26 protein-coding genes are annotated in these 25662 nt (G+C 59.4%); 17 read left to right on the forward strand and 9 right to left on the reverse strand.

Going from position 1 to position 25662, the window contains the following annotated elements; all coding sequences use genetic code 11:
• Nucleotides 1–65: 65 nt before the first annotated feature.
• The 7 genes from NOR97_RS19515 to NOR97_RS19545 are packed head-to-tail and all read right to left on the reverse strand — an operon-like array spanning nucleotide 66 to nucleotide 7044.
• Nucleotides 66–1121, reverse strand: a complete 1056-nt coding sequence (locus NOR97_RS19515; protein ID WP_306980435.1) for an aldolase/citrate lyase family protein — start codon at nucleotides 1119–1121, stop codon at nucleotides 66–68.
• 11 nt (nucleotides 1122–1132) lie between these two features.
• Nucleotides 1133–1933: a 2-oxo-hept-4-ene-1,7-dioate hydratase gene (gene hpaH, locus NOR97_RS19520; protein WP_257601137.1), complete on the reverse strand. Its 801-nt coding sequence runs from the start codon at nucleotides 1931–1933 to the stop codon at nucleotides 1133–1135.
• Nucleotides 1930–2784: a fumarylacetoacetate hydrolase family protein gene (locus tag NOR97_RS19525; protein WP_257601138.1), complete on the reverse strand. Its 855-nt coding sequence runs from the start codon at nucleotides 2782–2784 to the stop codon at nucleotides 1930–1932. The genes hpaH and NOR97_RS19525 overlap by 4 nt, the downstream gene beginning before the upstream one ends.
• Complete coding sequence (locus tag NOR97_RS19530) at nucleotides 2781–4178, reverse strand: pyridoxal-dependent decarboxylase (protein ID WP_257601139.1); 1398 nt, start codon at nucleotides 4176–4178, stop codon at nucleotides 2781–2783. Before NOR97_RS19530 ends, NOR97_RS19525 begins: the two co-directional genes overlap by 4 nt.
• Nucleotides 4179–4236: 58 nt before the next feature.
• Entirely contained in the window at nucleotides 4237–5079 is an 843-nt protein-coding gene (gene hpaD / locus NOR97_RS19535) for a 3,4-dihydroxyphenylacetate 2,3-dioxygenase (protein ID WP_170345172.1), read from the reverse strand.
• A 54-nt stretch (nucleotides 5080–5133) separates the two neighbouring features.
• Nucleotides 5134–6642, reverse strand: a complete 1509-nt coding sequence (hpaE, locus tag NOR97_RS19540) for a 5-carboxymethyl-2-hydroxymuconate semialdehyde dehydrogenase (protein WP_257601140.1) — start codon at nucleotides 6640–6642, stop codon at nucleotides 5134–5136.
• A gap of 3 nt (nucleotides 6643–6645) precedes the next feature.
• Complete coding sequence (locus NOR97_RS19545; protein ID WP_257601141.1) at nucleotides 6646–7044, reverse strand: 5-carboxymethyl-2-hydroxymuconate Delta-isomerase; 399 nt, start codon at nucleotides 7042–7044, stop codon at nucleotides 6646–6648.
• A gap of 105 nt (nucleotides 7045–7149) precedes the next feature.
• Between NOR97_RS19545 and hpaR the strand changes: the two genes are divergently transcribed.
• Nucleotides 7150–7590: a homoprotocatechuate degradation operon regulator HpaR gene (gene hpaR, locus NOR97_RS19550; protein WP_257601142.1), complete on the forward strand. Its 441-nt coding sequence runs from the start codon at nucleotides 7150–7152 to the stop codon at nucleotides 7588–7590.
• A 33-nt stretch (nucleotides 7591–7623) separates the two neighbouring features.
• Here hpaR and NOR97_RS19555 read toward each other — a convergent pair whose 3' ends face one another.
• Nucleotides 7624–8976, reverse strand: a complete 1353-nt coding sequence (locus NOR97_RS19555; protein WP_257601143.1) for an aminotransferase class III-fold pyridoxal phosphate-dependent enzyme — start codon at nucleotides 8974–8976, stop codon at nucleotides 7624–7626.
• Nucleotides 8977–9010: 34 nt separating this feature from the next.
• Complete coding sequence (locus NOR97_RS19560; protein WP_257601144.1) at nucleotides 9011–9790, reverse strand: IclR family transcriptional regulator; 780 nt, start codon at nucleotides 9788–9790, stop codon at nucleotides 9011–9013.
• 108 nt (nucleotides 9791–9898) lie between these two features.
• On the opposite strand from NOR97_RS19560, the gene NOR97_RS19565 reads away from it, so the two are divergent.
• The 16 genes from NOR97_RS19565 (at nucleotide 9899) to NOR97_RS19640 (ending at nucleotide 25656) form a co-directional block, all read left to right on the forward strand.
• Nucleotides 9899–10828: a tripartite tricarboxylate transporter substrate binding protein gene (locus NOR97_RS19565; RefSeq protein ID WP_170345166.1), complete on the forward strand. Its 930-nt coding sequence runs from the start codon at nucleotides 9899–9901 to the stop codon at nucleotides 10826–10828.
• A gap of 63 nt (nucleotides 10829–10891) precedes the next feature.
• Nucleotides 10892–11428: a tripartite tricarboxylate transporter TctB family protein gene (locus NOR97_RS19570; protein ID WP_170345165.1), complete on the forward strand. Its 537-nt coding sequence runs from the start codon at nucleotides 10892–10894 to the stop codon at nucleotides 11426–11428.
• Between the two features lie 7 nt (nucleotides 11429–11435).
• The gene (locus tag NOR97_RS19575; protein ID WP_257601145.1) at nucleotides 11436–12956 is read left to right on the forward strand and encodes a tripartite tricarboxylate transporter permease; all 1521 of its coding nucleotides are present in this window, start codon (nucleotides 11436–11438) and stop codon (nucleotides 12954–12956) included.
• Nucleotides 12957–12961: 5 nt separating this feature from the next.
• Nucleotides 12962–14446: an aldehyde dehydrogenase gene (locus NOR97_RS19580; RefSeq protein WP_257601146.1), complete on the forward strand. Its 1485-nt coding sequence runs from the start codon at nucleotides 12962–12964 to the stop codon at nucleotides 14444–14446.
• A 15-nt stretch (nucleotides 14447–14461) separates the two neighbouring features.
• The gene (locus tag NOR97_RS19585) at nucleotides 14462–15757 is read left to right on the forward strand and encodes an aspartate aminotransferase family protein (protein ID WP_257601147.1); all 1296 of its coding nucleotides are present in this window, start codon (nucleotides 14462–14464) and stop codon (nucleotides 15755–15757) included.
• Nucleotides 15754–16695 carry a phosphotransferase enzyme family protein gene (locus tag NOR97_RS19590; RefSeq protein WP_257601148.1) on the forward strand — a complete coding sequence of 314 codons (942 nt, stop codon included), beginning with the start codon at nucleotides 15754–15756 and terminating at the stop codon, nucleotides 16693–16695. The genes NOR97_RS19585 and NOR97_RS19590 overlap by 4 nt, the downstream gene beginning before the upstream one ends.
• A 13-nt stretch (nucleotides 16696–16708) precedes the next feature.
• On the forward strand, nucleotides 16709–17944 hold the full coding sequence (locus tag NOR97_RS19595; RefSeq protein WP_257601150.1) for a Tm-1-like ATP-binding domain-containing protein: 1236 nt from the start codon (nucleotides 16709–16711) through the stop codon (nucleotides 17942–17944).
• A 200-nt stretch (nucleotides 17945–18144) separates the two neighbouring features.
• Nucleotides 18145–18357 (forward strand): hypothetical protein, encoded by a 213-nt coding sequence (locus NOR97_RS19600; RefSeq protein ID WP_257601151.1) that lies wholly within the window; start codon nucleotides 18145–18147, stop codon nucleotides 18355–18357.
• 15 nt (nucleotides 18358–18372) lie between these two features.
• Entirely contained in the window at nucleotides 18373–19173 is an 801-nt protein-coding gene (locus tag NOR97_RS19605; protein WP_257601152.1) for a transporter substrate-binding domain-containing protein, read from the forward strand.
• Between the two features lie 69 nt (nucleotides 19174–19242).
• Nucleotides 19243–19905, forward strand: a complete 663-nt coding sequence (locus NOR97_RS19610; protein WP_257601153.1) for an amino acid ABC transporter permease — start codon at nucleotides 19243–19245, stop codon at nucleotides 19903–19905.
• An 11-nt stretch (nucleotides 19906–19916) separates the two neighbouring features.
• Nucleotides 19917–20579, forward strand: coding sequence for an amino acid ABC transporter permease (locus NOR97_RS19615; RefSeq protein WP_257601154.1), 663 nt, complete (start codon nucleotides 19917–19919; stop codon nucleotides 20577–20579).
• Entirely contained in the window at nucleotides 20576–21298 is a 723-nt protein-coding gene (locus tag NOR97_RS19620; protein WP_257601155.1) for an amino acid ABC transporter ATP-binding protein, read from the forward strand. The genes NOR97_RS19615 and NOR97_RS19620 overlap by 4 nt, the downstream gene beginning before the upstream one ends.
• A gap of 39 nt (nucleotides 21299–21337) precedes the next feature.
• Nucleotides 21338–22297, forward strand: coding sequence for a dihydrodipicolinate synthase family protein (locus NOR97_RS19625; RefSeq protein ID WP_170345154.1), 960 nt, complete (start codon nucleotides 21338–21340; stop codon nucleotides 22295–22297).
• Nucleotides 22288–23220: a proline racemase family protein gene (locus NOR97_RS19630; protein WP_257601156.1), complete on the forward strand. Its 933-nt coding sequence runs from the start codon at nucleotides 22288–22290 to the stop codon at nucleotides 23218–23220. The genes NOR97_RS19625 and NOR97_RS19630 overlap by 10 nt, the downstream gene beginning before the upstream one ends.
• Nucleotides 23221–23286: 66 nt before the next feature.
• Nucleotides 23287–24537, forward strand: coding sequence for an FAD-binding oxidoreductase (locus NOR97_RS19635; protein WP_257601157.1), 1251 nt, complete (start codon nucleotides 23287–23289; stop codon nucleotides 24535–24537).
• A 15-nt stretch (nucleotides 24538–24552) separates the two neighbouring features.
• Nucleotides 24553–25656: a cis-3-hydroxy-L-proline dehydratase gene (locus tag NOR97_RS19640; protein WP_257601158.1), complete on the forward strand. Its 1104-nt coding sequence runs from the start codon at nucleotides 24553–24555 to the stop codon at nucleotides 25654–25656.
• Nucleotides 25657–25662 lie beyond the last annotated feature (6 nt).

Here is a 25662-nt window from a genome sequence, read left to right on the forward strand (position 1 = left end):
ACGCAGGTATGCCTGCCTTTGTCCCGCTGCCACAGAGCCATCTTCAGGGCCGCAACGCGTTTTCCTCATCCTGACCAGTCAATGCGGAACGCTTCCCGAAACGCAAAACGCACCAGATGAGCCTCGATGACCTGTTGCCATCGGTCCAGATCACCGCGCGCCCGGGTGGCGGCGGTTACGGTCAGGCTGGTGTCGCTTGCCGAAAGGGTGACGCGGTTCCCGTCCGGAAAGCTCACGCTGCCCCGCGTGTCATCGAATGTTACCTGCGCCTTGTGGGACCAGTGTTTGCAAAGCTGTTGCAGGTATTTCGACGCCGCGCCTGTCTGCGCGGTTCCCGAAGCCACCTGATCGGGCAGCAGGCTGAGCCCATCAGCGGCAGCGGCCCGGATTGCCTTGGCGAACAGGGTCACATCGATGTCCGTGGCCACGAATGTTGCCCCCAGATCCAGGCATTTTCGCTGCATGACCGGGTCCAGCGACAGTATCCCTGCCGGCTTGCCTGCCGCAACGATGCGCTGGATCGCATCAAGCACGGCCTCGATCACGTCCGGATGCCCGGCATCGCCGATATGGCCCATATCTGCGGCCAAATCCGACGGGCCGACGAAAACCCCATCGACTTCGGTCGCCAGTATGTCGTCCAGCGCCTCCAGCCCAAGCCTGTTTTCGACCTGCACCAAAAGACAGATCTGCTCGTCCGCCGTTTTCAGATAATCCGGGATAGCCGCAAAACGCGAGGCCCGCGCCAAGGCGGAACCTACGCCCCGAACGCCACGAGGCGGATACTGCACGGCCCGCACCAGTTCGCGCGCCTGATCGCCGCTTTCCACCATCGGCACCAGTATGTTCTGCACACCGGCATCGAGATATTGCTTGATCATCCAGGTTTCGCCAATCGGCAGGCGTGCGACGGGGGTGCTGCCAGACCCTTCAATCACCCTCACCTGCTCGAGGATCGAGCGCAGATCGTTTGGTGCATGCTCTCCGTCAACCAGCAGCCAGTCAAACTGCGCCGTTGCGGCGATCTCGGCCGTATAGGCATTGGCCAGCCCAACCCAACACCCGATCAAAGGGGTTCCCGCCCTCAGCGCGGCCTTGAACGTATTGCTTGGCGCGGGCATTGGCGTTCCTTTCAGGCGAAACGGATATCGACCGAGCCGAACGGCCCGAAATCCGCTTGGATTTCCGTTCCCGAGGGGCATTCGACCGGGCGGATAAAGCTGCCGGATAGAATGACCTGTCCGGGTTCGATGCTCTGGCCGTATTGCGCCATGCGACGCGCCAGCCAGACGACGCTTTCGACCGGATCGTTCAGCACCCCCGCGCCCAGACCGGTTTCCTCGATCTCGCCATTGCGGAAGGTGAATGCCCCGACCCAGCGCAGATCAAAGGCATCCACCCTGTGGCGGTCGTTGCCCAAAACGATACCGGCATTGGCGGCATTGTCACTGATCGTGTCAAAGACCGTGCGCGCCTTGCCGGTTTCGGGATCCACGCGTTCAATCCGGGTATCCAGAATCTCGATGGACGGCGCGACGCATTCCGTCGCCGCGATGATATCTTCGCGGGACACGTTTTCCCCGCCTATGGCAGACTTCATGACAAAGGCAATTTCGGCCTCGATCCGGGGCTGGATGAATCGCCCGGCCGGAACGGTGGCTCCGTGTTCAAACATCATGTCGTCGAACAGAATTCCACTGTCGGGAATGTCGATGTTCAACGCGTATTGCATGGCCTTCGAAGTCAGTCCGATCTTCCACCCAATCACCTTGCGCCCTTCGGCCAGTTTCTGGCGACAGATGGCGTTCTGTACTTCATAGGCATCATCCATGCCCATCTCGGGATGGCGCAGGGTCAGCAATCCGATCTGTTCGCGAGAGCTTTCAGCCTGCAACAGATCCGCAGCGGCGCGCGCGTGATCTTCGGGCGTCATGCTTGCTCGTCCTCGATGGTATTGCGCAGGGTCCCGATACCTTCGACGGAAACTTCGACCACGTCGCCCGGCACCAGGTACTTTGGCGGATCGAACCGCGCGCCCGCCCCGGTCGGTGTACCGGTCACAATGATATCGCCGGGCTGAAGCGTCATGAAAGTCGAGATGTATTCAATCTCGCGCCGGATCGGAAACATCATGCGGTTCAGCGTATCATCCTGCCGCAGCTCGCCATTCACATGTGTCTGAATACGAGCGTCATCCAACTGGGCCGCATCCGTGAAGGGAACCAGCCACGGGCCGATGGCCCCAGAGCGGTCCCAGTTCTTGCCTTGGGTGACATTGAACTTGGCGTGCCGAACCCAGTCGCGAATGGTTCCTTCATTGCACAGCGTCAGCGCGGCGATGTGATCATACGCGTCCTGCTGCGGAATGCGGCGGCCAGCCTTGCCAATCACGATGGCCACTTCGCCTTCGTAATCCAGCGTGTGGTTTTCCGGCGGGCGGATCAAAGGCCGGTCATGGCCGGTAAATCCACTGGCGAAACGCGGGAACAGAGACATGTATTTCGGCTGCGCGCTGCCATCCTTGTATTCCGCGTTCCGGTCGGGAAAGTTCACCCCGACACAAAGGATACGTCGGGCATCCGGCATCACCATGTCATAGGTAAACTCGGAATGGGTGACCGGTTTGCCCTCGGCGGCTTCCGCCAGTTGATCAAATGCACCGGCCGCGATCACCTCATAAAGGCTGTCGTGTTCGGGGAATTCCGGATTCAAAGCAATTGCACCACCGTCGGTGATTGCCCCGAAGAAACGTTCTTCGTCCGAAACGAAAGTTGCAAACTTCATTTCATGGCCTCCCACACGTCCCGGATCACGTCCGCAGCCATCAACACGTCGTCGCGGGTGGTATCGAACTGCCCGACCTGAAAGCGGATGATCTTGCGGCCGTCGAACATGCCCTGCGTCAGGTAAATCCGGCCATCGTCATTCAGCGCGTCCACCAGACGCTGCTGCTGTGCATCGTCCCCGGGACAGCGGAAGGAAAACAGGCTGAGGATTGGGCCGGTTGTGATCTCGAACCCCTCGATCGCACAAATCATTTCCGCCAGTTCGCCGGCCCATGCCACATGGTTGCGGATCCGTTCGCGCAATCCCTCCAACCCGTAGGAACGCAACAGGAACCAGATTTTCAACGCCCGGAACCTGCGGCCCAGAGGGATGGTCCACTCAGAGTAATTCGTCACTTCCGCACCGGTCGTCTTGAGGTATTCCGGTTCGATTTTCAGCGTATCAAGCTGGGGCGTGGCGTCCTTCAGGAACTGGATGGCACAATCGAATTGCGCGCCCATCCATTTATGCGGGTTGAAGACAATGCTGTCATAGCGACCGGCCCCCTGCCACAAAGCCTTGCGAAATTCCGGGCAGATCATGGCCGATCCTGCCCAGGCGGCGTCGAGATGGGTGTAGAGGTCGTGTTTTTGCGCAATGTCAGCCACGGCCATAAGGTCGTCGCAGGCCCCCACTCCTGTGCCGCCGGTAATGGCAACGATCCCGGCCGGAATATGCCCGGCGGCAATGTCATTCTGAATGGCGGCCTCGAGCGCCGAGGGAACAATCCCGAAATTCGGCCCCTGCGTGGGCAACTTGACCAGATTGTCCTGACCGATCCCGGCAACCCAGCAGGCCCGGTCGATCGACGAATGCACCTGGTCCGAACAATAGATCCGCAATGCCCCCTTGGCGTTCAGGCCTTCACGGTTGCCGGTAAAGCCGGTGGCCCGTTCCCGCATGGTCAGCACCGCTGATAAAGTCGCTGAAGAGGCGCTGTCCTGAATGACGCCGGTCATGCCCTCGGGCAATCCAAGAGCCTGCCGCAGCCAGTCGACCATGACGCCCTCGACCTCGGTCGCGGCAGGCGAGGTCTGCCACAACATGCATTGGGCCGCGATTGTCGTCACAAGCATCTCGGCCAACATGGACGGGGGCGCGGCATTGGCCGGGAAATAGGCGAAAAAGCGTGGATGCTGCCAATGTGTGATGCCCGGCATCACGATCCGTTCGAAATCGGCCATGATGGCGTCCATCGGCTCGCCTGTCTCAGGTGGCACCGGCACAAGCTGGGCCGCGATTTCCCCCGGCGCGGTCTGCGCCCGCACGGGAAGTTCAGCAAGTGTCTTGTGATAATCCGCCGCCCATTTCGAGATGTGCTGACCCCAATACGAAAACGTGTCCCAGTTCATCTACTGATTTTCCTTTGTGACGGGATCACCGCCAAATCCTTTTGTTCCGTTGCGTGCGTCACACCGAAAAGCTGACATTTGCCTGACCGGTGCCAGAGCTGCCGAAATACGGGGTATAGATGTCAATCTCGCCCTTGTAACTTCCCCAACCCAATGCACCAAACAGCAAGGCAGTGTCATTCATGGCGCATTCGCCAGTGCATTTCTTTGCATAGTCCGGCAGCATCTCAAGAAACTCTTCAAATCGGCCCTGCTGCCACAGCTCCAGAACGCGCATGTCCATCTGGCGGTTGAACTCGCCGTTCACGGCGTTCAGCCCGTCGACCGAGCGTTCATTCGGTGTGAAGTCGTGGCTGAGCGAGCCGGACGCCAGAATGGATACATTGCGGTCCGAACGTCGGATGCCTTCGGCAATGGCCTCGCCCCAGGCCCGGTTTTCCGCAATCGACGAGAATTGATTGACTGCCACCGGCAATACCCGGGCATTCACACCGTCGTTGATGAAATGCATCGGCAGCAGGGTGCCGTATTCCATGCCCATGTCGGGGTGCGAATGGCCCAGCGCCCGCTCTCCCCGCTCGCGCAGAACGTCAAGGATGGTTTCCCCAAGTTCATGATCGCCGCGATAGTCGAACTCCATATCCGCCAACATATGCGGCAGTTCGTGACTGATGAACCGGCCCTTGTGATGTTCCTTCGTGTTCAGGTGAAACCCTTGATTGGTGATCCAATGGGTGTCGAACACGATGAACGTCTCGACCCCGCGGTCAATCGCGTCCTGACGCAGGCGCCCGTACCCATCAATGGCGGATTGCCGGATGCCCTTGTATTTTGGCATCGTGTGGGACATCCAGATGCTGGGCACATGCGTAATCTTTGCGGCCTGTACTATCTTTCCCATGGCAATTCCTCCTCGTGAAATGGGCTTGCCCCAGCCGGGGTCGGCCTATGGGATCTACTTACCCAACTGCATGATCTTGTGCTGACCGGTGGCAAAGCCGATGTGTTTCTGTTCCATATAGAATTCAAAGCTCCAGTCGCCGCCATCCCGGCCGATGCCGGACGCCTTGACCCCACCGAACGGCGTTGGCAAGTGACGCACGTTCTCGGAATTCACCCAGATCATTCCAGCCTCCAGCCTGTCTGTAAACCGAAGCGCGCGGGTCAGATCATTGGTCCAGACATAACCGGTCAGGCCATAGGGCGTGTCGTTGGCGATCTCCAGCGCCTCATCCTCGGTCGAGAACGGGATAGAGGTCAGGACAGGGCCAAATATCTCTTCCCGGGCGATGCGCATCTGGTTGGTGGCATTGGTGAACAGGGTCGGCCGGACGAAATAGCCCACATCCCCCACCTTGACACCACCAGCGGCGACAGTTGCGCCATCTTCCTTGGCGATGTCGAAATAGCTCGTGACCTTGGTGTAGTGTTCTTCGGTCACCAACGGCCCGATCTCGGTCTCGGGGTCCAAGGGGTGACCTACCTTGATGTTGTTGACGCGTTCAATCAGTCTGGCTTCGAAGTCTTCCTTGATCGTGTCCTGCACCAAAAGCCGCGAAGACGAGGTGCAGCGCTCGCCATTGATCGAATAGATCATGAAGATCACGGCATCCAACGCGCGGTCCAGATCCGCATCGTCAAACACGACAACCGGGTTTTTTCCACCCAGTTCCAGATGGTTGCGCTTGTGGGTATCTGCGCCTTGCTTGACGATCAGACTGCCGGTACGGCTTTCGCCCACAAAGGCAATGGCCTTGATCAGCGCATGCTCGCACAAAGCCTTGCCAGCGTCGGGGCCAAATCCGTTGACCGTGTTCAGCACACCTTTGGGCAGCCCTGCCTGTTCGGCGATTTCCACCAGAAGGCGGGCCGTCAGAGGGGAATCCTCGGCGGGTTTGTGAACCACCGTGCAACCCGCAGCCAGGGCCGGCGCGATCTTCCAGGTCGACAGCATGAACGGCGTGTTCCATGGGGTGATCACGCCGACCGGGCCAATCGGCACACGGGTCGTCACATTCATCAGCGTCGGAGACTTCAGGTGCTGCCCATCCCGCGCCTGTATCACCTGATCCGCGAAATACCGGAAGTTCTCTGCCCCGCGCAAAGCTGCCTTTGACATGAAACGCAGGGTCTGCCCCGTGTCCCAGCACTCGCACAGCGCTATTTCCTCGGCGCGCGCTTCTATGGCATCAGCCACATTCAACAAGATGCGACGGCGTTGGGTGGCGGGCATGTCTCGCCATTCGGCAAAGGCTGCGTGGGCGGCCTGGGCCGCCGCGTCGATGTCAACTGCCGTGCCATGGGCAACATCACAGATCACGGATTTATCGACGGGCGAGACCGACTGAAACACCCCGGCAGATCCGTCCCGGTCTTCACCCGCGATACGGTTGCGGATGCCCGTTTCCCGGAACCGGTCCAGAAAGCCGTTCAGCTTTTCGATGTTTGTGTCCAGTGCGCTCATGCGTCAGGTCTCCTGCGTGGTCGCCGACAGGTGGTCGCGGATCGTACCGGCCTTGGGCGACAGCTTGGGGTCGATGTCACGCATCTCAAGCGAGAGCGCGATGGAATGCCGTGAAAAAACCGGCGCCAGATATGCTTTGACCGCCTCGAATATGCGCTGGGTGGCGTCTTGTTTGACATCCGCGGATCGGCCTGCCCGCAGGCGGATCGAGATATCAATGAACCCATGCGCCGGGTTGCCGTCCGCTATGGCGTAATGATCGACCCGCGTCGCCCGCACACGAATGCCGGGCATCGGAAAGGTCTCGATCCCGGCCGCCGTTGCCCGAATGCACTCGCACAGGCCACCCATGTCGATCGTTTCTTCCAGATTTCCGGAATATTCGACGTGGAAGTGAGGCATGATCTCTCCTTTATTAGTTAACATGTTTAGTTTTTAATGCGCCCCCTGTCAAGAGATTGCTTTGTTAATCTTTGCAATTCCCGGAACGGCGTTCTAGAAGGCCGCATGAACACTCACAGCCATTCCAAAAGCACCGCCCGGTCCCTTCCGATCGCGCTGCTACGAGCCCGCGAAACCGTCATGGCTCCGATCCGGGACATGCTGCAAGGGATCCAGCTGACCGAGCAGAAATGGCGCATCCTGCGTGTTCTGGACGAGCTGGGCGAAGTGGAGCAAAGCACCATCGCGCACGAGGCATGCCTGCTGCTGCCCAGCGTGACCCGCATTTTGCGCACGATGGAGGCCGACGGCCAGATCACCCGCCGTCAGGATAGTGACGACAAGCGCCGCACCATGGTCAAGATCACCGAAGCAGGCCGCACCATCCTCAGGGAAAACCTGGCTACATCACTCGCCATCTCCAGCAATATCGAAGCGCAGATGGGCAAGGAGAAACTGGATCAGCTGCTGGACCTGCTAGAGGAGCTGCAAGCCATCAAAGTCTGACCCCGCCAGGTTCCGACGGGGTCGGTTGGCCGCCTACAAAGTGGCAAGACCGGTATCCAGCGCCGACAGAATTTTTGCCACATCTTCCGAAGTGACGATCAGCGGCGGCGACAGAATGATGTTGTTGCCAGACACACGCACCATCACGCCATCTTCGTATGCGGCTTTCTGAACCTGAAGCGGCAGGTGTTTTGCGACCGGCGCCTTGGTCTCCCGGTCCGAAACCAGTTCCAATGCACACATCAGCCCCTCGCCGCCCCGCACGTCCCCGATCGCGTCGTGCTTGTCGGCCAGCTTTTGCAAGCCGGCAAACAACTCGTCCCCACGCGCAGCAGCGTTTTCCCAGATCCGCAGGCGGTTGATCTCGGACAGGGCGGCCAAAGCTGCGGCCGCCCCGACCGGATGGCCGGAATAGGTATACCCCTGATCGACGGATGCCAGACCCGTGGTGTCACTTTCAAAAACCTCTGCGACCGCACCGGAAATCATGGCCGCGCCAAAAGGGAAATACCCGTTGGTGATCGCCTTGGCCGTCGTCATGATATCCGGCTGGACGCCCCAGTGCCGCGTACCGCTCTCGCTGCCGGTGCGACCAAAAGCGGTGATGATCTCGTCCGAGATCAGCAGGATGCCGTGCCTGGAACAGACCTCGCGCACCATGGGCATGAAGCTCTTGTGTGGCGGGATCACACCCCCGGCCCCCAGCACCGGCTCCATGATGAAGGCCGCCACAGTGTTTGCACCCTGAAACGCGATCTCGGCCTCAAGCGCCTTGACGCAAAGCTGCGCCAGACGCTCGGGGTCGGTTTCGTCAAACGGGTTGCGATAAGTCCACGGTGCGGGCACGTGGAAACAGCCGGGCATCATCGGCTCATACACCGCGCGGAATTTCTGGTTGCCGTTGACAGAGGCGGCAGCAAAATGGGTGCCGTGATAACCCTGCTTCAGGCTGATGAACTTGGTGCGCCCTGCTTCACCCCGGACCTTGTGAAATTGACGCGCAAGTTTCAGAGCTATTTCGACCGAATCCGACCCCCCCGACGTAAAGAATGAACGGGTCAGCCCGTCGGCCTCGAAGAACTGGGCCAGCTCATAGGACAGCTCGATCGCCTTGTCGTTGCTGGTGCCGCGAAAGGTCGAGTAATAGGGCAGCGCATTCAGTTGATCCGCTATGGCCTGTTTCACCGGTTCACAGGAATAGCCCAGATTGACGTTCCACAACCCCCCTACGGCGTCCAGCGCCGTGTGACCATCGACATCAGTGATGTTGACCCCCTCACCACCGCTGAGAATGGTCGGCGGGTTCTTCCGGCTGTCGGCGGGATGCGCCATCGGGTGCCAGAAGTACCGGGCGTTGTTTTCCTTCAGAAAGTTGGAGTCTTTCATGTCGCGGGTCTCCGAATGTTGAATCCACCCCGGGTCACGGGTGGAATCCGGTTGGAAAGGAGTCGGGCAACTGGCCGCCAAAACCGGCAGTCAGATCAGCCGAAAGTGAATGCAAAGTTGACAGTATTGCCGGAAGGCGGTCGCTGGTTGCTCGGGTTTCCGGGACAGCTATCGCGATGGTTCCCAACGCGATTTGATCGATGCCGAAGATCGGCGCGGCATATCCAAAAACGCCATCTTCGTAACTGCCACGGCTGTCGGCCCAGCCTGAAACTCTGATCTTTGCGACCCGTTCCTTGATGAGCTTCGGATCAGTAAGCGTGGCTTGTGTAAACCGTGCCTGCACGTCCTGATCCAACTGCTCCAAAAGGTGAGCCGGCCCGAAACTGAGCATGCACAGACCGGAAGCCGTCGCATTGAGCGGAAGCATCTCGCTGGGATCAAGACTGACACGAACACTGTGCTGCGTTGTTTCCACCACAAGCGCCGTCTGCAACCCCGTTTTCTCCAGCACGGACAGATGCAGGGATTCACCGACCACCTGCATAGCGGCCTGCATTTTTTGACGCGCGTCCTCAATGCCGGGTCTGGCGATCTCTCGCAGCGCGGCCAAACGCAAAGCCGCCGGCCCGATCGCATAGGATTTCGTCATCGGGTTCTGTTCGATCAACCCGAACTCCTCAAGCGCGCGCAGGTGCCGCAACGCCGTTGCTTTGTTCAGCCCGGACAACCGCGCCAGGTGACTCAGCCCGATCTCAGGGCGGGCATTGGAAAAGTAGTCCAGCATTTTTAGGGCGTTAAGGGCTGTACCCATGTGCGTGTGGTCCTCTTGCTCAGGTAATACTTGACAGAACTAACTTAACAAAGCAACATTATTATTGTTAACGAGGTTCAAATATTGAACCACGAACGGGAGGTGTCAATGAAGAAATTTCTAACAGCCGCCGCTTTTGCGGCTTCGGCCACTGCCGCACTGGCAGAGTACCCTGAAAAGCCGGTAAGTTTTGTCGTCCCCTGGCCTCCGGGTGATCTGGAAGATGTCCTTACCCGGATGATCGCCGACGAATTCCAGGCCATGTACGGTGTGCCTGCCGCTGTCGTGAACAAACCCGGCGGCGGAGGCGGCCCATTCCCCGGCGCGGTCGAGGTGGCAACCGCCCCTGCGGATGGCTACACCATCGGCTCATTCGTCATCGGCGTACCTGTCATCGGCCCCGAAATCGGAATTCCCGAACTCAACCCGAATCCTTTTGATCCAATTGGCATCTTCCTGACTTATCCCTTCGTCATCGCGGCCAGCAAAGACGCGCCGTTTTCAAGCTGGGAAGAACTGGCCGAACACGGCAAGGAAAACGACGTTGCGCTTGGCCATTTCGGATCGGTTCTGCCCCCCACACAGGTCACCTTTGCAGCTGCGGTCAGCAGCGGGTTCGACTTTGCCAGCGAAGCGGCCTTCGACGCACTGGATTGCAACACGCTGGCCTCAGGCGACGTGGATGTCATCAATACGACGCTACAGCTTATCCTTCCCTGCCTTGATCAGGTGAACGTCCTTGCCAGCATCGGCGGCGAGCGGATTTCACTGGTTCCGGATACGCCGACGATCGTGGAACTCAATCCGGACCTTCCATTGGCCCTTTGGAACGGGCTGTTTGTGCACAAGGACACGCCCGCCGACGCGCGTGAAAAGATCACGGCCGCCGCACAGAAAGCGTTGTCCTCGGACAAAGCCAAGAAGCTGGCTGAGGAAACCGGCGCCCTGATCTACTGGCAGGACCCGGACGCGTCCAAAGCTCAGATCGAGCAGGACAAAGCCTCTTTCGCCAAGATCGAAGAGATTCTGGGCGAATAATCCGAAAGAGGCCCGGCAAGGCCAAACAACCCCGGGCCTTTTTCATTCAAACAGGAGGCCAAAATGATCGCAAAGACGCTGCAAGACATGTTCCGACGGTATCGACGTCCGGGCGATATTGTCTTTGCCTTCCTTTTCTTCGGTTTCTCCCTGTTCCTCCTCAGCCAGATCGGCACTGAGACTCAGATCGTCAAACGAACCAAGTGGTTTGCCCAGCCCGCCCTTTGGCCCAAGATTGCGATCTGGGGCATGGTTTTGTTCAGCGGCCTCCACTTGCTGAGCTCTTTCCTGTCCCCACGCATTCCCGGACGTTTGCGAGAGGTGACGTTCTGGTTGATGTCCATCGAATATGTTGCCTACTTCCTGATCTATGTCGTGGCGGTTCCGTGGCTTGGGTATCTGCCCTCCACCATGCTTTTTGCAGCCCTACTGACGATACGATTGGGATTTCGATTGCCTGGGGCTTTTTGCGTTGCACTTGCCTTCGGCGCGGTCGTGGCCGTCGTTTTCCGCGCGTTGCTTCAGGTGAACATTCCGGCCGGTCGGATATACGAATACCTGCCCGACGGGCTGCGCGCCTTTGCGCTGACCTACCTGTGAGGCCAAGATGGACAATCTGATTTCCGGCTTTGCAATTCTGGCGCAGTGGCAGGTCGTCGTCGCACTGATCATCGGATCGGTGGGCGGAGTCATCATCGGTGCGTTGCCCGGCGTCGGCGCTGCTGTGGCAATTGCCATCCTGTTGCCCGCCACCTTCGCGTTCGAGCCCATCGTCGGCCTGACCCTTCTGTTGGGCATCTACGGGTCGTCCATGTATGGCGGCGCAATCCCCGCCATCCTGATCAACACGCCCGGCACAGCCGTCAACGCACTGACCACCTATGACGGCTATCCCATGACCAAGCGCGGCGAGGGCCACCGGGCCCTGTCGCTGGCCTATTCGGCGTCGTTTTTCGGCGGCATCTTCTCGATTCTCTGTCTGATCATCCTGTCACCCGTGTTGGCCTGGGTTGCCCCGCATTTCGGCAGCCGCGAGATATTTCTGGCCGCACTCATGGGCATCCTTCTGGTGATCCTGGCCCATCGCGGACAGACCTTTTCGGCCGCGATGCTGGCGTTCTTTGGCATCTTCCTCAGCACCGTTGGTCTGGAACCCGTCAAATACACCAAACGTTTCACCTTTGACCAAACCTGGCTTTCGTCAGGTATCGATCTGATCGTGGTGGTTCTGGGGCTGTTCGCCATCAGTCAGGCGCTGCTGTTGCTGGTCGACAAGGAACACGCGCCGGGCGAAGCCCATGTGCGCGGCAGCATCTTCGCGGGCCTCAAAGAGCTGCTGGGCCTGAAACGCATCGCAACGGTGTCGTCATCGCTGGGTGTGCTCATGGGCATGGTACCGGGCACAGGCGAATTCACATCACAGTTCCTGTCATACACATACGCCCAGAAAACCTCTGAAGACCCCGACAAGTTCGGCGATGGATCACCCGAAGGTCTGGTGGCGTCCGAGGCGGCCAACAATGCCGTTCCCGGGGCTGCGATGATTCCGCTGCTGGCGCTAGGTATTCCGGGCGAGGCGCTGACCGCGATGATGCTGTCCGTCTTCTATGTTCACAACGTGATCCCCGGGCCGCAGCTTTTCGCCGACCAGATGGATTTTGTCATGGCCCTGTACATGTCGCTGATCCTGCTCAATGTGATCGTTCTGGTCTTTCTGTTGTTCTCGACCAACCTGTTGCTGAAAATCATTCAGATCCCGACGCGCTTTCTGGGGATCATGATCCTGACGCTGTCCTTTGTCGGGGTATTCAGCCTGCGCAACTCAGTCACGGACTGTGCCATTGCCGCCGGGTTCGGTGTGTTCGGGCTGATCCTGAAGCGCCTGAACCTGCCCATAGTTCCGATCATTCTGGGCATGGTTCTGGGCGGGATCATGGAAGTCAAACTGCGCAGCGCCATGGCGCGGGTGAAGACGCCACTTGATTTCATCGACCGGCCGATTGCCGCAATACTATTCATCATGATCCTTGGGATCATTTTGCTCCACGTTCGCTCGCTGATCAAGGAACACAAGGAACGCATCACACCGCAGCCGGTTCTCGACGAAGACACAACTCAGCAAGGATAACCCCCATGGACCAATCCTCGATTGATGCGCTGCGTGCGCAGGACATTGCTCCGCGCGGGCATTTCATAAACGGCCGCGTTCAGGATGGCGAAACCGGGGCCCGGCATCAGGTTCTGTCTCCGATCAACGGCCAACCTCTGGCGCTGATCGCCGAAGGCACACCGGCCGATGTCGACACGGCCGTTCGTGCGGCGCGCCTCGCGTTCGAGGACGGGCGATGGTCGCGCATGGCCCCTGCCGGCCGTAAGAAAGTGCTGTTGAAGCTGGCTGATCTGATCGAAGCCCGCGCGCTTGAACTGGCCGTGCTGGGCGTGCGCGACAACGGAACCGAAATCACCATGGCCTACAAGGCCGAGGCGCTCTCGGCGGCGGCCACTTTCCGGTATTATGCCGAGGCGATCGACAAGATCTACGGGCAGATCGCCCCGACAAGCAGTGACTTTCTGGGTCTTGTGCATCACGCTCCGGTCGGGGTTGTCGGGGCCATCGTGCCCTGGAACTTTCCACTGATGATCGGCAGCTGGAAAATTGCACCGGCACTGGCCGCAGGCAATTCCGTCGTGCTGAAACCTGCCGAAAGCGCCTCACTCAGCCTGCTCAAGATTGCCGAGCTTGCCGCAGAAGCCGGAGTGCCCGATGGGGTGTTCAACGTCGTGACCGGGCGTGGCTCGGTCGTGGGTGAGGCGCTGGCCCTGTCGATGGATGTCGACATCATGGTGTTTACCGGGTCGGGCACAACCGGGCGGCGGCTGCTGGAGTATTCCGCGCGGTCGAACCTGAAACGCTGCTATCTTGAACTGGGCGGCAAATCCCCGAACATCGTTTTTGCCGACGCCCCTGATCTGACCGAAGCGGCCAAGGTTTCGGCGGCGGGCATCTTCCGCAACTCTGGTCAGGTCTGCGTCGCCGGATCGCGCCTGTTGGTCCAGCAAGAGATCTACGAGGACTTCGTCGCCGAGATCAGCCGCCATGCTGAAGGCTTTTGCGTCGGCGACCCGCTGGATCTGAACAGCCAGATCGGTGCGGTCCACAGCCTGTCAGAGCTTCAGGCCAATCTGGATTTCGTCACCAAGGCCGAGGCCGAAGGCGCCGAGCGCCGGACCGGCGGAAACCGCATACTGACCAAGACCGGAGGCTATTACATGGCGCCCACTGTGATGGCCAACGTGAAAGAGACCGATACACTGTTCCAGAATGAGGTCTTTGGCCCTGTTCTGGCCGTCACGCCCTTTGCCGACGAAGACGAAGCGCTGCGCCTTGCCAACGCCACCGTTTATGGGCTGGCCGGTGGTGTCTGGACCTCGAACCTCAGCCGCGCGCATCGCATGGTCGCCGGTATTCGCGCCGGCGTTGTGCATGTCAATACATATGGCGGTGCCGACCTGACCGTTCCGCTGGGCGGGGTTCGCCAATCCGGCAACGGGCACGACAAATCGCTGCACGCGATCGAGAAATACTTCGATCTGAAAACCGCATGGATAAAACTCTGAGAAAAGGCCGCCCTCATGACTCTTCCAGCGAAATCAGTGGAACTCATTGAACGCCGGGCCAAGCTATTGGGCCCTAACGTGTCGACGTTCTACGACGAGCCGGTTCATTTCGTGAAAGGTGAAGGCGTCTGGCTGTGGGATGCAGACGGGCGCAAGTATCTGGACTGCTACAACAACGTGCCACATGTAGGGCATTGCAACCCGCGCGTGGTCGAGGCGATCTGCCGTCAGGCGCGCACGCTCAACACGCACACCCGGTATCTGCACGACGGGATTCTGGACTATGTGGAAAAACTGACCGGGACGATGGATGCAGCGCTGGATACGGCCATCCTCACCTGTACCGGTTCCGAGGCAAATGACATTGCTTTGCGAATGGCCGAGGCGATGACCGGAAAACGAGGGATCATTGCCACTGACGCCACCTATCATGGAAATACCGCGCTGGTCAGCCAGTTGAGCAGATCGAACATCCCGACAGTCGGCTTCGGGCTGAGCCAGTATTTCCGCTTTGTCAGCGCGCCCGACAGCTATCGCGATCCCGACCCGGACGGGTCAAAATTCGCCGATGCGGTGGCGGAACAGATTGCGGAACACGAAAAGGCCGGCACCGGTTTTGCCGCATTGATCCTCTGCCCTTATTTTCTGAACGAGGGGTTTCCCGACAATCCGGACGGTTGGCTGGCACCCACGGCCAAGGTCGTCCGCCAAGCCGGGGGCCTGTTGATCTGCGACGAGGTGCAATCAGGCTTTGGCCGAACCGGCACCCACATGTGGGCGCATCAGAAGTTGGGCGTTGTGCCGGATGTCATGACCTTGGGCAAACCCATGGCCAACGGCCATCCGGTGGGCGGCGTGGTCACAGGTTCCGAGATCATTTCGGCATTCCGCAAAGGATATCGGTACTTCAACACGTTTGGCGGAAACCCTGTTTCCTGTGCTGCCGCGATGGCGGTTTTGGACGAGATCGAAGACCAGAGCCTGGTCGCACATGCCAGATCCGTTGGTGATCACGCGCGAAAACGGCTGAACCTTTTGAAAGAAAAATATGACGTCATCGGAGACATACGCGGCTCGGGGCTGATATTCGGGGCCGAAATGGTCCTTGATCGCGACAGCAAGGAACCCGCCAGTGAATTCACCGACCGTATCATCAACACCATGCGCCAGCGCGGGATCATTCACTCCAAGCTTGGACGCCATAAGAATACTCTGAAAATTCGCCCTCCCATGCCATTCTCTGTCGAAAACGCGGATCTTCTTTTCGACACGCTGGACGACGTGTTGGCGGAAACGCCACTGGTCGCATGAAGCAGATCGTGGAACAGGCGCTGACCCTTTGGGAACTGGTCGATAGCGAATGGTCTCTTGTGGCTGCTCGGGAAAACCGCGTCTATCGCGTTCAGGCCGGCCAGACCGCCTATGCTCTGCGACTGCATCGCAAAGGCTTGCGAACCGATGCCGAACTCCGTTCAGAGCTACAATGGATGGCCGTTCTCGGCAAAAACGGGGTCCGGGTTCCAACGCCTGTCCCGGCCGCAGATGGACGCTATCTGCATCTGGTGGACGGCATTCAGGTCGACATGCTCAACTGGTTGCCGGGCCGGCCGTTGGGTGCGACCGGATCAGCCTTGGAGCAGCGCGACAGGACCGGCGTCTTCCACACAATTGGCCGGGAAATGGCGCGACTGCATGACATCAGTGACCAATGGACTCGTCCGCACGACTTCACGCGTTGGTCATGGGACCGGGGCGGGCTGCTTGGAGACACCCCTCTCTGGGGGCGTTTCTGGGAAAACCCAACGCTTGGAAAAACGGACCGGGCTCTTTTCCTGGCGTTCCGGGATATCGCAGATCGTGACCTTCGGCGCGTCGAAAATCAGTTGGATTACGGGCTGATCCACGCCGATCTTGTCCGCGAAAACGTCATGGTTGATGGTGACAAACTGTGGCTGATCGACTTCGACGATGCCGGGTTCGGTTTTCGCCTGTTTGATATCGCAACAACACTTCTCAAGAACCTGCACGAACCGGATTTCAACCGGCTGCGCGATGCTTTGCTGGCCGGGTATCGATCGGAACGACCGATCTGTACCCACCAACTCGACCTGTTCATGGCACTGCGCGCGGCAACCTATGTGGGATGGGTTGCATCCCGCCTGAACGAAGATGGATCGGACATACGCAATGTGCGGTTCATTGAAACCGCCCGAGGGTTGATGTCCCAATACCTTCAACAGCACACTTAGACAGGAGGCACCAATGGCTAAAAAGACAATCCTGCTGATTGGTACTTATGACACCAAAGAGCCCGAAATGCGGTTCATCGAAAAGGCAGTCAGAGCGCAGGGCGCTGACGTCCTGACCATGGATGTCTCGGTTCTGGGTGATGCGTCCGATCCAACTGATATCTCAAAGCACGCCGTGGCCGCAGCCGGTGGCATGACCATTGAAGAAGTCATCGCGCAAGGAGACGAGAACAAGGCCTTTCGCATAATGTCGGCAGGTGCCGCAAAAACCGTTGCAAAGGCTTATTCAGAAGGTCGGTTTGACGGGATGCTGGCCACGGGCGGGACCATGGGCACGGACCTTGCGCTGGATTGTGCGCAGGCGCTACCGATGGGCGTTCCCAAATACATCGTGTCAACGGTCAGCTTCTCGCCTCTGATCCCTCCGCACCGGTTGGCGCCGGATGTTCAGATGATCCTCTGGGCCGGCGGCCTGTATGGCATGAATTCGATCTGCAAATCGTCGCTCAGCCAGGCTGCCGGGGCCGTCGTGGGCGCAGCCAGGGCAGCGACCGCCCCCGATCGCAGCAAACCTCTGATCGGGATGACCAGCCTTGGTTCGTCCTGCCTGCGTTACATGAAAATTCTGAAACCGGCACTGGAAGACCGCGGCTTTGAAGTGGCCGTGTTCCACTCTACCGGCATGGGCGGCATGGCCTATGAAAAACTGGCAGGCGAAGGCGCGTTTGCCTGCGTGATGGACTTCAGCATGCAGGAATTCGGCAACCTGATGGCGGGCTCTGTTGTGTCCAGCGGCGATGACCGGGTCACCAATGCCGGGCGCGTTGGAACGCCCCAGATGGTGGCCCCCGGTGCGCTGGATCTATTGGATTTCGCGGGTTGGCAGGACATCCCCGAGCAATATGCCGATCGCCCGTTCCACGAACATAACCGCCTGATCAAAAGCTCGGTCTTCAACGGGGCTGAACGGCGCGCGTGGATTCGGGAACTCGCCAACCGTCTGGAAGCCGCAACCGGGCCCGTGCATTTCTTTTTGCCCGTTCAGGGTGTCGAAGCCTGGGACAGAGAAGGCGAAGAGGCGCATGATCCAGAGGCTCTGGCCGAAATGGTGGACGAGGCGCGCAAGGTCATGCCCGGCCGGGTGCCGATGACCGAGCTGGATGTTCACATCAACGACGCGGCTTTCTGTCAGGCTGTTCTGTCACGATTTGACACGTGGGTGGAAACCGGCGTCATCAGAACAGACTGAACGCCATTGGAAGGAGTGTGAAAGGGCAAAACAACCCTGCGCGTTGTCTGACAGCGAATAGTGGCACCTGGCCGGATTTGTGCGGGTCGGTTCCGTAAACCTCGGGCACCCAGTCTTCAGACGGACGGTTCCAGAACGTGTTGGTGTTGTCTTGGTCCATCCCGGCCCGGTGCAGGCTGCACCACGCGGACCGGGTCAGAATGACCGGTTCTTCTTGGGATGTTGCGCAAAAAGCGTTTCCCCTACGTTTTGATGATCGGCCTGCCCCCACCCCCAAGACGATCAATCAGCGAAGGGCGTTTCTTGAACATTTGATCCATCCGGAAGCCGGATACGGGCGCGTGTCGGTTGCCGATGACAAATTTATGTGGATGTTGTATCCAATATCCGTTACTCGTGGCCACATCTTTTGATTCAGGGAGGATCACATGCTCAAGAAACTCGTCGCTTTGGCGGCCCTCACCACGTTCACAACAGGTCCTGCGATGGCGGACACGCTCGACGATGTCGTGGATCGCGGCACTCTTCGCTGTGGCGTTGTTCTGGACTTTCCGCCGATCGGGTATCGCGACGCCAACAACGAACCGGCGGGATTTGACGTGGAATACTGCAATGATCTGGCTGCGGCGCTTGAAGTTGAGGCGGAAATCCTGCCGTTGACCTGGGCCGAGCGCCTGCCGGTCATCGTAACCGGGCGCGCAGATGTCGTGTTCGGCGCGACCTCGGACAGCCTTGAACGGGCGCGGACCGTGGGCTTTACCATTCCTTATGCGATCTACTATGCGCAGGGCGTCGTGAACGCGGACAGCGGGATCGAAACCTTCGAAGACATCCGCGGCAAACGCGTCGCCGCCGCGATTGGCACCGTGCCGGAACAGGAATGGCTGAAGATTGCCGCCGAATGGGGTGAGGAAAGCAATTATCAGGGCTATCAGTCGGAAAACGAGGTGTTTCTGGCGGTCGCGCAGGGCAAGGCCGATATCGGCATCACCACCAACACCGCCGTTCTGCCGATCACCCAGCAATATGAAACCGTGCTGGCCGGTCCGCGTATGCCCTGGACCACCGACTACACCTCGGTCGTGGGCAAAAGACAGGACGTCACCTGGCTGAACTTCCTGAACCTGTTTGTCACGCATCAGGTGCGTTCGGGCCGGTATCAGGAACTGTGGGGCAAATATGTCGGAGGCGAAGCACCCGAGCTGCGCATCCCCGGCGTGATGTACTGATTTCACCCCCCAGTGCTCTTTCGTCGGGTTTCGGCCTGGCGAAAGAGCCGGTCAATTCGGAAAAAACCTGTGTTCGATTACAACTTCCACTGGCGACCGGTCATGAAAAGCCTGCCGGACTTGCTTGAGGCATCACTGCTGACCTTGCAAGTCGCGGTTCTGGCGATGATCCTGGGCATCATCATCGGCCTGTGTCTTGCGCTGACGCGGCTGCACCTGAAGGGGCCGCTGTACTGGTTCGCCTCAGCCTGGGTTGAACTGGCCCGAAACACGCCCGCCCTGTTTCAGCTGTTCTTTTTCGGCTTCGGGCTTGGCGCGTTCGGCCTGCACCTGTCGCCTTACTTCATCGTGCTGGTGGGTTTGACCTTCAATTGCGCCGGTTATCTGGCCGAAAACTTTCGCGGAGGTTTTCAGGCCGTCCCCGAGACGCAGTTGCGGGCCTCTCGTTCCCTGGGCATGACCGCGTGGCAGGCTTACACACGCGTGGTGATCCCGCAGGTGTTTCGTATCGTCTATCACCCGATCACCAATCAGATGGTCTGGGCCGTGCTCATGTCCTCGCTGGGCATGCTGGTCGGCTTCCGGGAACTGTCAGGTGAAACGCAGTTCTTTGCCTCGCGCACCTTCCGCATCTTTGAATATTTCGCCGTCACAGCGGTCATCTACTACGTGATCGTCAAAATCATTCTCGGAGCCTCACGCCTGCTGGCGACCCGGCTCTTTCGCTACTGAAGGACGCTCGGATGGAACCCACTGTCAGCTTTTTCAGCGGCTTCACCATCAATGATCTGTGGTTTCTGGGCGAAGCGGCCCTGCGGACACTCTGGATTTCGGTTCTGTCGATATCCATCGGAACACTTCTTGGCGTGGTATGCGGGTGGATCCTGTACGAGGGCAAGCTGGCCGCCGCCCTGACAGTGGCCCCGTTTCTGGATGTTTTCCGGTCCGTCCCGCTGATCATCCAACTGGTGCTGTTCTACAACTTTGCGCCCATTGTCGGGCTCAATCTGGACCCGTTCGCCTCGGGCATGGTGATCCTGTCGATCTACACGGCCGCTTTGGTTGCGAATGTCGCGCGCGGCGGGATCGAGGCCGTCGGCGCGCCGATGCGCCGTGCGGCACGCAGCCTGGGCATGACCTATTGGCAGGACCTGCGCTATGTCGTCTTCCCAATCGGCGGACGCGCGGTGTTCCCCGCCTGGGTCGGTGTCGCACTGGGAGTGATGAAGGACAGCGCGTTGGTTTCGGTGCTGGGCTATGTCGAACTGCTCAAGGCCAGCCAGATCCTGATCACCCGCACGCAGGAACCTTTCCTGATCCTGACAATCGCGGGCGCGTTCTATTTCGCGCTCAGCTATCCGATTTCGCGCTATTCCGCGTCTCTTGAAAAAAGGTGGGCCCAATGATCGAAATTCGCGACCTGCACAAGTATTTCGGCGCGCTGCATGTGCTGAAAGGCATCAATCTGGATGTGCAGAAAGGAGAAGTCCTGTCGGTGATCGGCGCATCGGGCTCCGGCAAATCGACCCTGCTGTATTGCATCAACGGGCTGGAGCCGATCCAGCAAGGCTCGGTCAGGGTCGATGGCACCGATGTTCATGCCAAAGGCACCGACATCAACAAGCTGCGCACGAAGCTGGGGATGGTATTTCAGCAATGGAACAGCTTTCCCCATCTGACAGCGCTGGAAAACGTCGCACTCGCCCCCAAGATCGTCAAGGGACTGTCAAAATCAGAAGCCCGCGATATCGCCGCCCGCCAACTGACCCATGTTGGCCTGGGCGAAAAGCTGGGCGTCTACCCCTCGGCCCTTTCGGGTGGCCAGCAACAGCGTCTGGCCATCGCCCGCGCGCTGGCGATGGAACCGGAATACATGCTGTTTGATGAGGCGACGTCAGCGCTGGACCCCGAACTGGTGGGCGAGGTTCTCGACACGATGCGCCTTTTGGCCGAAGAAGGGATGACCATGATTTGTGTCACGCACGAGATGGGTTTCGCACGCGATGTGTCGGACCGGGTTGCTTATTTCCATCAGGGCATGATGGAAGAGATCGGCCCGCCCGGGCAGATATTCGGTGATGCGCAATCCGAAAACACCCGTAAATTCCTGGCCAACGTGCGCTGAGTGCACCGGCCCCCTGAAACAACGAGGAAGATCACCTTCATGTCCAAGAATATCTTCACCGGCACCATGCCAGCCCTGATGACCCCCTGCAAAACCGACCGGACACCGGATTTCGATGCTCTGGTCAAAAAGGGCAAGGAAATGATCCAGGCAGGCATGTCGGCCGTGGTGTATTGCGGTTCGATGGGCGACTGGCCGTTGCTGTCGGATGCCGAACGCATGCAAGGTGTCGAACGCCTGATCGAGGCAGGCCTGCCCGTCGTCGTCGGCACCGGTGCGATAAACTCGAAATCTGCCGTGGCGCTGGCTGCACATGCGCAAAAGGTCGGAGCGGCAGGGCTTATGGTCATCCCACGTGTGCTGTCGCGCGGATCGTCCATCCCGGCACAGCGCAACCACTTCAAGGCAATCCTGTCAGCCGCGCCGGATATCCCGGCCATCATTTACAACAGCCCCGTTTACGGCTTCGCCACCCGCGCCGATTTGTTCCTGGAATTGCGTGCAGATCATCCGAACCTGGTTGGGTTCAAGGAATTCGGCGGCAAAAGCGACCTGCGCTACGCCGCGGAACACATCACCTCGAAAGATGATCAGGTGACACTGATGGTTGGTGTGGATACCGAGGTTTACCATGGCTTCGTCAACTGCGGCGCTACCGGATCGATTACCGGTATTGGTACTGCCTTGCCCAAAGAGGCACTGCTGCTGGCCGCCCTGTGCCAGAAAGCGGCGGCGGGCCACGCCGAAGCGCGCCTGCGCGCGCGCGAGCTTGAAGAAGCCTTTGGCGTGCTGGCCAGCTTTGACGAAGGCACCGATCTGGTGCTGTATTACAAGCACCTTCTGGTCCTGAACGGTGAAGAGGAATACCGCTTGCACTTCAACGAAACCGACGAACTGACGGATGCCCAGCGCAACTATTGCGAACAGCAATACAGACTGTTCCGCACATGGTTTGCCGACTGGTCCAGCCAGGGCGGAGTCATCGCTGAATGCATGTGATCGACAGCCATACCGGAGGCATGCCCACGCGGGTCATCCTGAACGGCGGCCCCGATCTGGGGTCGGGCCCGCTGGCCGAGCGCGCACAACGTCTGGCCACCGAGCACAAGGCTTTCTACAAATCGGTCCTTCTGGAGCCGCGCGGCCAACCCGGCATGGTCGGGGCGCTTCTGGTCGCCCCGGAAACGTCTGGCTGCGAAACCGGCGTGATCTATTTCGATGCCGACGCCGTTCTGGGCATGTGCGGTCACGGCACCATCGGCCTTGGGGTCACTCTGGCGCATCTGGGCCAGATCGGTCCGGGAACGCACGGGGTCGAAACGCCGGCCGGCGTCATCTCGGTTGAGCTGTTGGACGCCAATACGGTGCGCGTCACCAATATCGAAAGCCGCCGGGTCAGGGCTTCGGTGTCGGTTGAGGTCGAAGGCCATGGAAAAGTGACCGGTGATCTGGCCTATGGTGGTAACTGGTTCTTCATTGTCGATCCCAGTCCGATGGACGTGACGCCCGGCAACATCCGTGCCCTCACCGATCTGACCATTGCAATTCGCAAAGCCTGCACCGACCAGAATGTGCGTGGTGAAAACGGGGAACCGGTGGACCACGTGATCTTGCAGGGCAAATCCCCGGACAAAGACGTTCACAGCCGGAATTTCGTCCTGTGCCCGGACGATCAATATGACCGATCCCCGTGCGGGACAGGCAGTTCGGCGCGTCTGGCCTGTCTGGCGGCGGATGGGGTTCTGGCTCCGGGGGTTGAGATCGTGCAGGAAAGCGTGATCGGCAGTTCCTACCGGCTGAGCTATCAGCCCGGCCCCAATGGCGGCGTCATTCCAACCCTGACCGGGCAGGCGCATATCATGGCCGAGGGCACATTGATTTTCGCGCAAAACGATCCGTTCCGCGGCGGGATCCTTCTTTGACAAAACCATCGGGGACTGGCGCAATCCGGCCCCCGGTACCGAACCACAGTTTGAAAAGATCTGGCCATGCTGCAAGACAACCCGACGGATATTGTTGTGATCGGTGCCGGTATCATTGGGATCAGCACGGCACTGGAATTGCAAAAGCGCGGCAAACAGGTTCTGGTGCTGGATCGCGAAGGCGTAGGAGCCGGTGCCTCGAAAGGGAATGCCGGAGCTTTTGCCTTTACCGATATCGTGCCGTTGGCCACCCCCGGGATCATGCGCAAAGCTCCGAAATGGCTGTTTGATCCATTGGGTCCGCTTTCAATCCCCCCCTCTTACGCTTTGAACATCGCACCGTGGATGCTGCGGTTCTGGCGGGCCAGTTGGCAAGATCGCTATGCTGCGGCCTTGTCTGCACAGGCTGCTTTGATGGATCACAGCCGCGCGGCGCTGGAACGCCAGATCGCGGATGTCGACGGCGAAGCGCTGATGCAACGCGAAGGCCAGTTGCAGTTGTTCGAAAGTGAAGGCGAATTCCGCGCCAGTCTGCCCACATGGGATATGCGCAAGGATCACGGCATCCCCTTTGATCTGCTGGACAGCCCCGACGCGATTGCGGACATCCAGCCCGGGCTTGACCGACGATTTACCCATGCGGGTTTTACGCCCACCTGGATGAACACGGTCGATCCGGCCAGCTGGGCAAGACATTTGGCCACCCGGTTCACCGCCCGCGGCGGTCAGGTTGAAATCGCGGCAATCAACGCGCTCACACCGATGGATTCAGCCGTTCGCCTGACGACTTCGATCGGTGAAATTGAAGCAAGACAGGTGATCGTGGCCGCCGGGGCCTGGTCTCACCAACTCGCGAAAACCTTGGGTGATCGCATCCCTCTGGAAACCGAGCGCGGATACAACACCACCCTGCCCGAAGGGGCCTTTGACCTGCGCACCCATCTGACATTCGGGGGACATGGGTTCGTGGTGACTCGGATCAACGGCGGCGTGCGCATCGGAGGCGCGGTCGAGTTGGGCGGGCTGGAACTGCCACCCAATTACAAACGCGCCGACACGTTGCTGGCAAAGGCCGGTCGCTTCATGCCTGGCCTGAATTTGGAAGGCGGCACGCAATGGATGGGCTTCCGGCCGTCGCTTCCCGACAGTTTGCCGGTGATCGACCGCTCGGCCCGTGCGTCACAGGTGTTCTACGCCTTCGGACATGGCCATCTGGGCTTGACGCAATCCGCAGGCACGGCGGAACTGGTCGCGGATCTGGTCACGAACGCCAAGCCCGCGCTCGACATGAAGCCTTACGCATCCACACGCTTCTGATCAGGAGAACACCTCATGAAAATCACCGCACTGAACGTATATCAGGTGGATCTTCCGCTGAAGGAAGGCCGCTACAGCTGGTCCAATGGCAACTATGTCGAAGTCTTCGACAGCACCGTTCTCGAGATCATCACGGATGAAGGTCTGAAGGGGTATGCCGAATGCTGCCCGCTGGGATCGGCTTATCTTCCGTCCTTCGCCCTTGGCGTCAGGGCCGGGCTGGCCGAATTGTCGCCACATCTGATCGGGCAGGATCCGCTGAATATCGGCCAGATCAATCGTACCATGGATGCTGCCCTGCGTGGCCACCCCTATGCCAAGGCGCCTGTCGATATCGCCTGCTGGGATCTGCTGGGCAAGACGACCGGGCAACCCCTTTACACCCTGTTGGGCGGCGCGGCACAAAAGGACGTGGTGCTGTATCGCGCGATCAGCCAGGAAGCGCCGGACATCATGGCGCAAAAGATCGAAGGCTATGCGGCCGAAGGCTACACGAAGTTCCAACTCAAGGTGGGCGGTGAAGCCAATGACGACATCGACCGCATTCATGCCACCCGCGCAGTTCTGAAAAAGACCGACCTGCTGGTGGCAGATGCCAACACCGGCTGGACCCGGCACGAGGCCGCCCGTGTCGTGGGCGCGGTCTCGGGTCTGGATGTCTATGTGGAACAACCCTGTTTGACCTATGAGGAATGCGTGTCGATCCGCCGCCGCACCGCGCTGCCCTTCGTGATGGATGAGGTCATCGACACGCCCAACACATTGGTCCGCGGCATCGCCGATGACGCCATGGACGTGATCAATCTGAAAATCTCCAAGGTAGGAGGTTTGACCAAGGCAAAACTGATGCGGGATCTGTGCGTGGCGCACGGTATTCCAATGACCATCGAGGACACATGGGGCGGCGACATCACCACAGCCACCATCGCCCATCTGGCACGGTCAACACCGTCCGAGTTCACGTTCTCGGCCACCGATTTCAATTCCTATGGTACCGTGGACATCGCCGAAGGCGCACCGAAGCGTGTCAATGGCCGGATGACCGCAGCAGATCGTCCCGGTCTGGGCGTGACACCGATCTTCGACGCGCTGGGTGCTCCTGTCGCGCAGTACGGCTGAGGTAAA

Origin of the sequence: Ruegeria sp. YS9 (genome assembly GCF_024628725.1) — a bacterium.
In the GTDB taxonomy this organism is placed as follows: domain Bacteria; phylum Pseudomonadota; class Alphaproteobacteria; order Rhodobacterales; family Rhodobacteraceae; genus Ruegeria; species Ruegeria atlantica_C.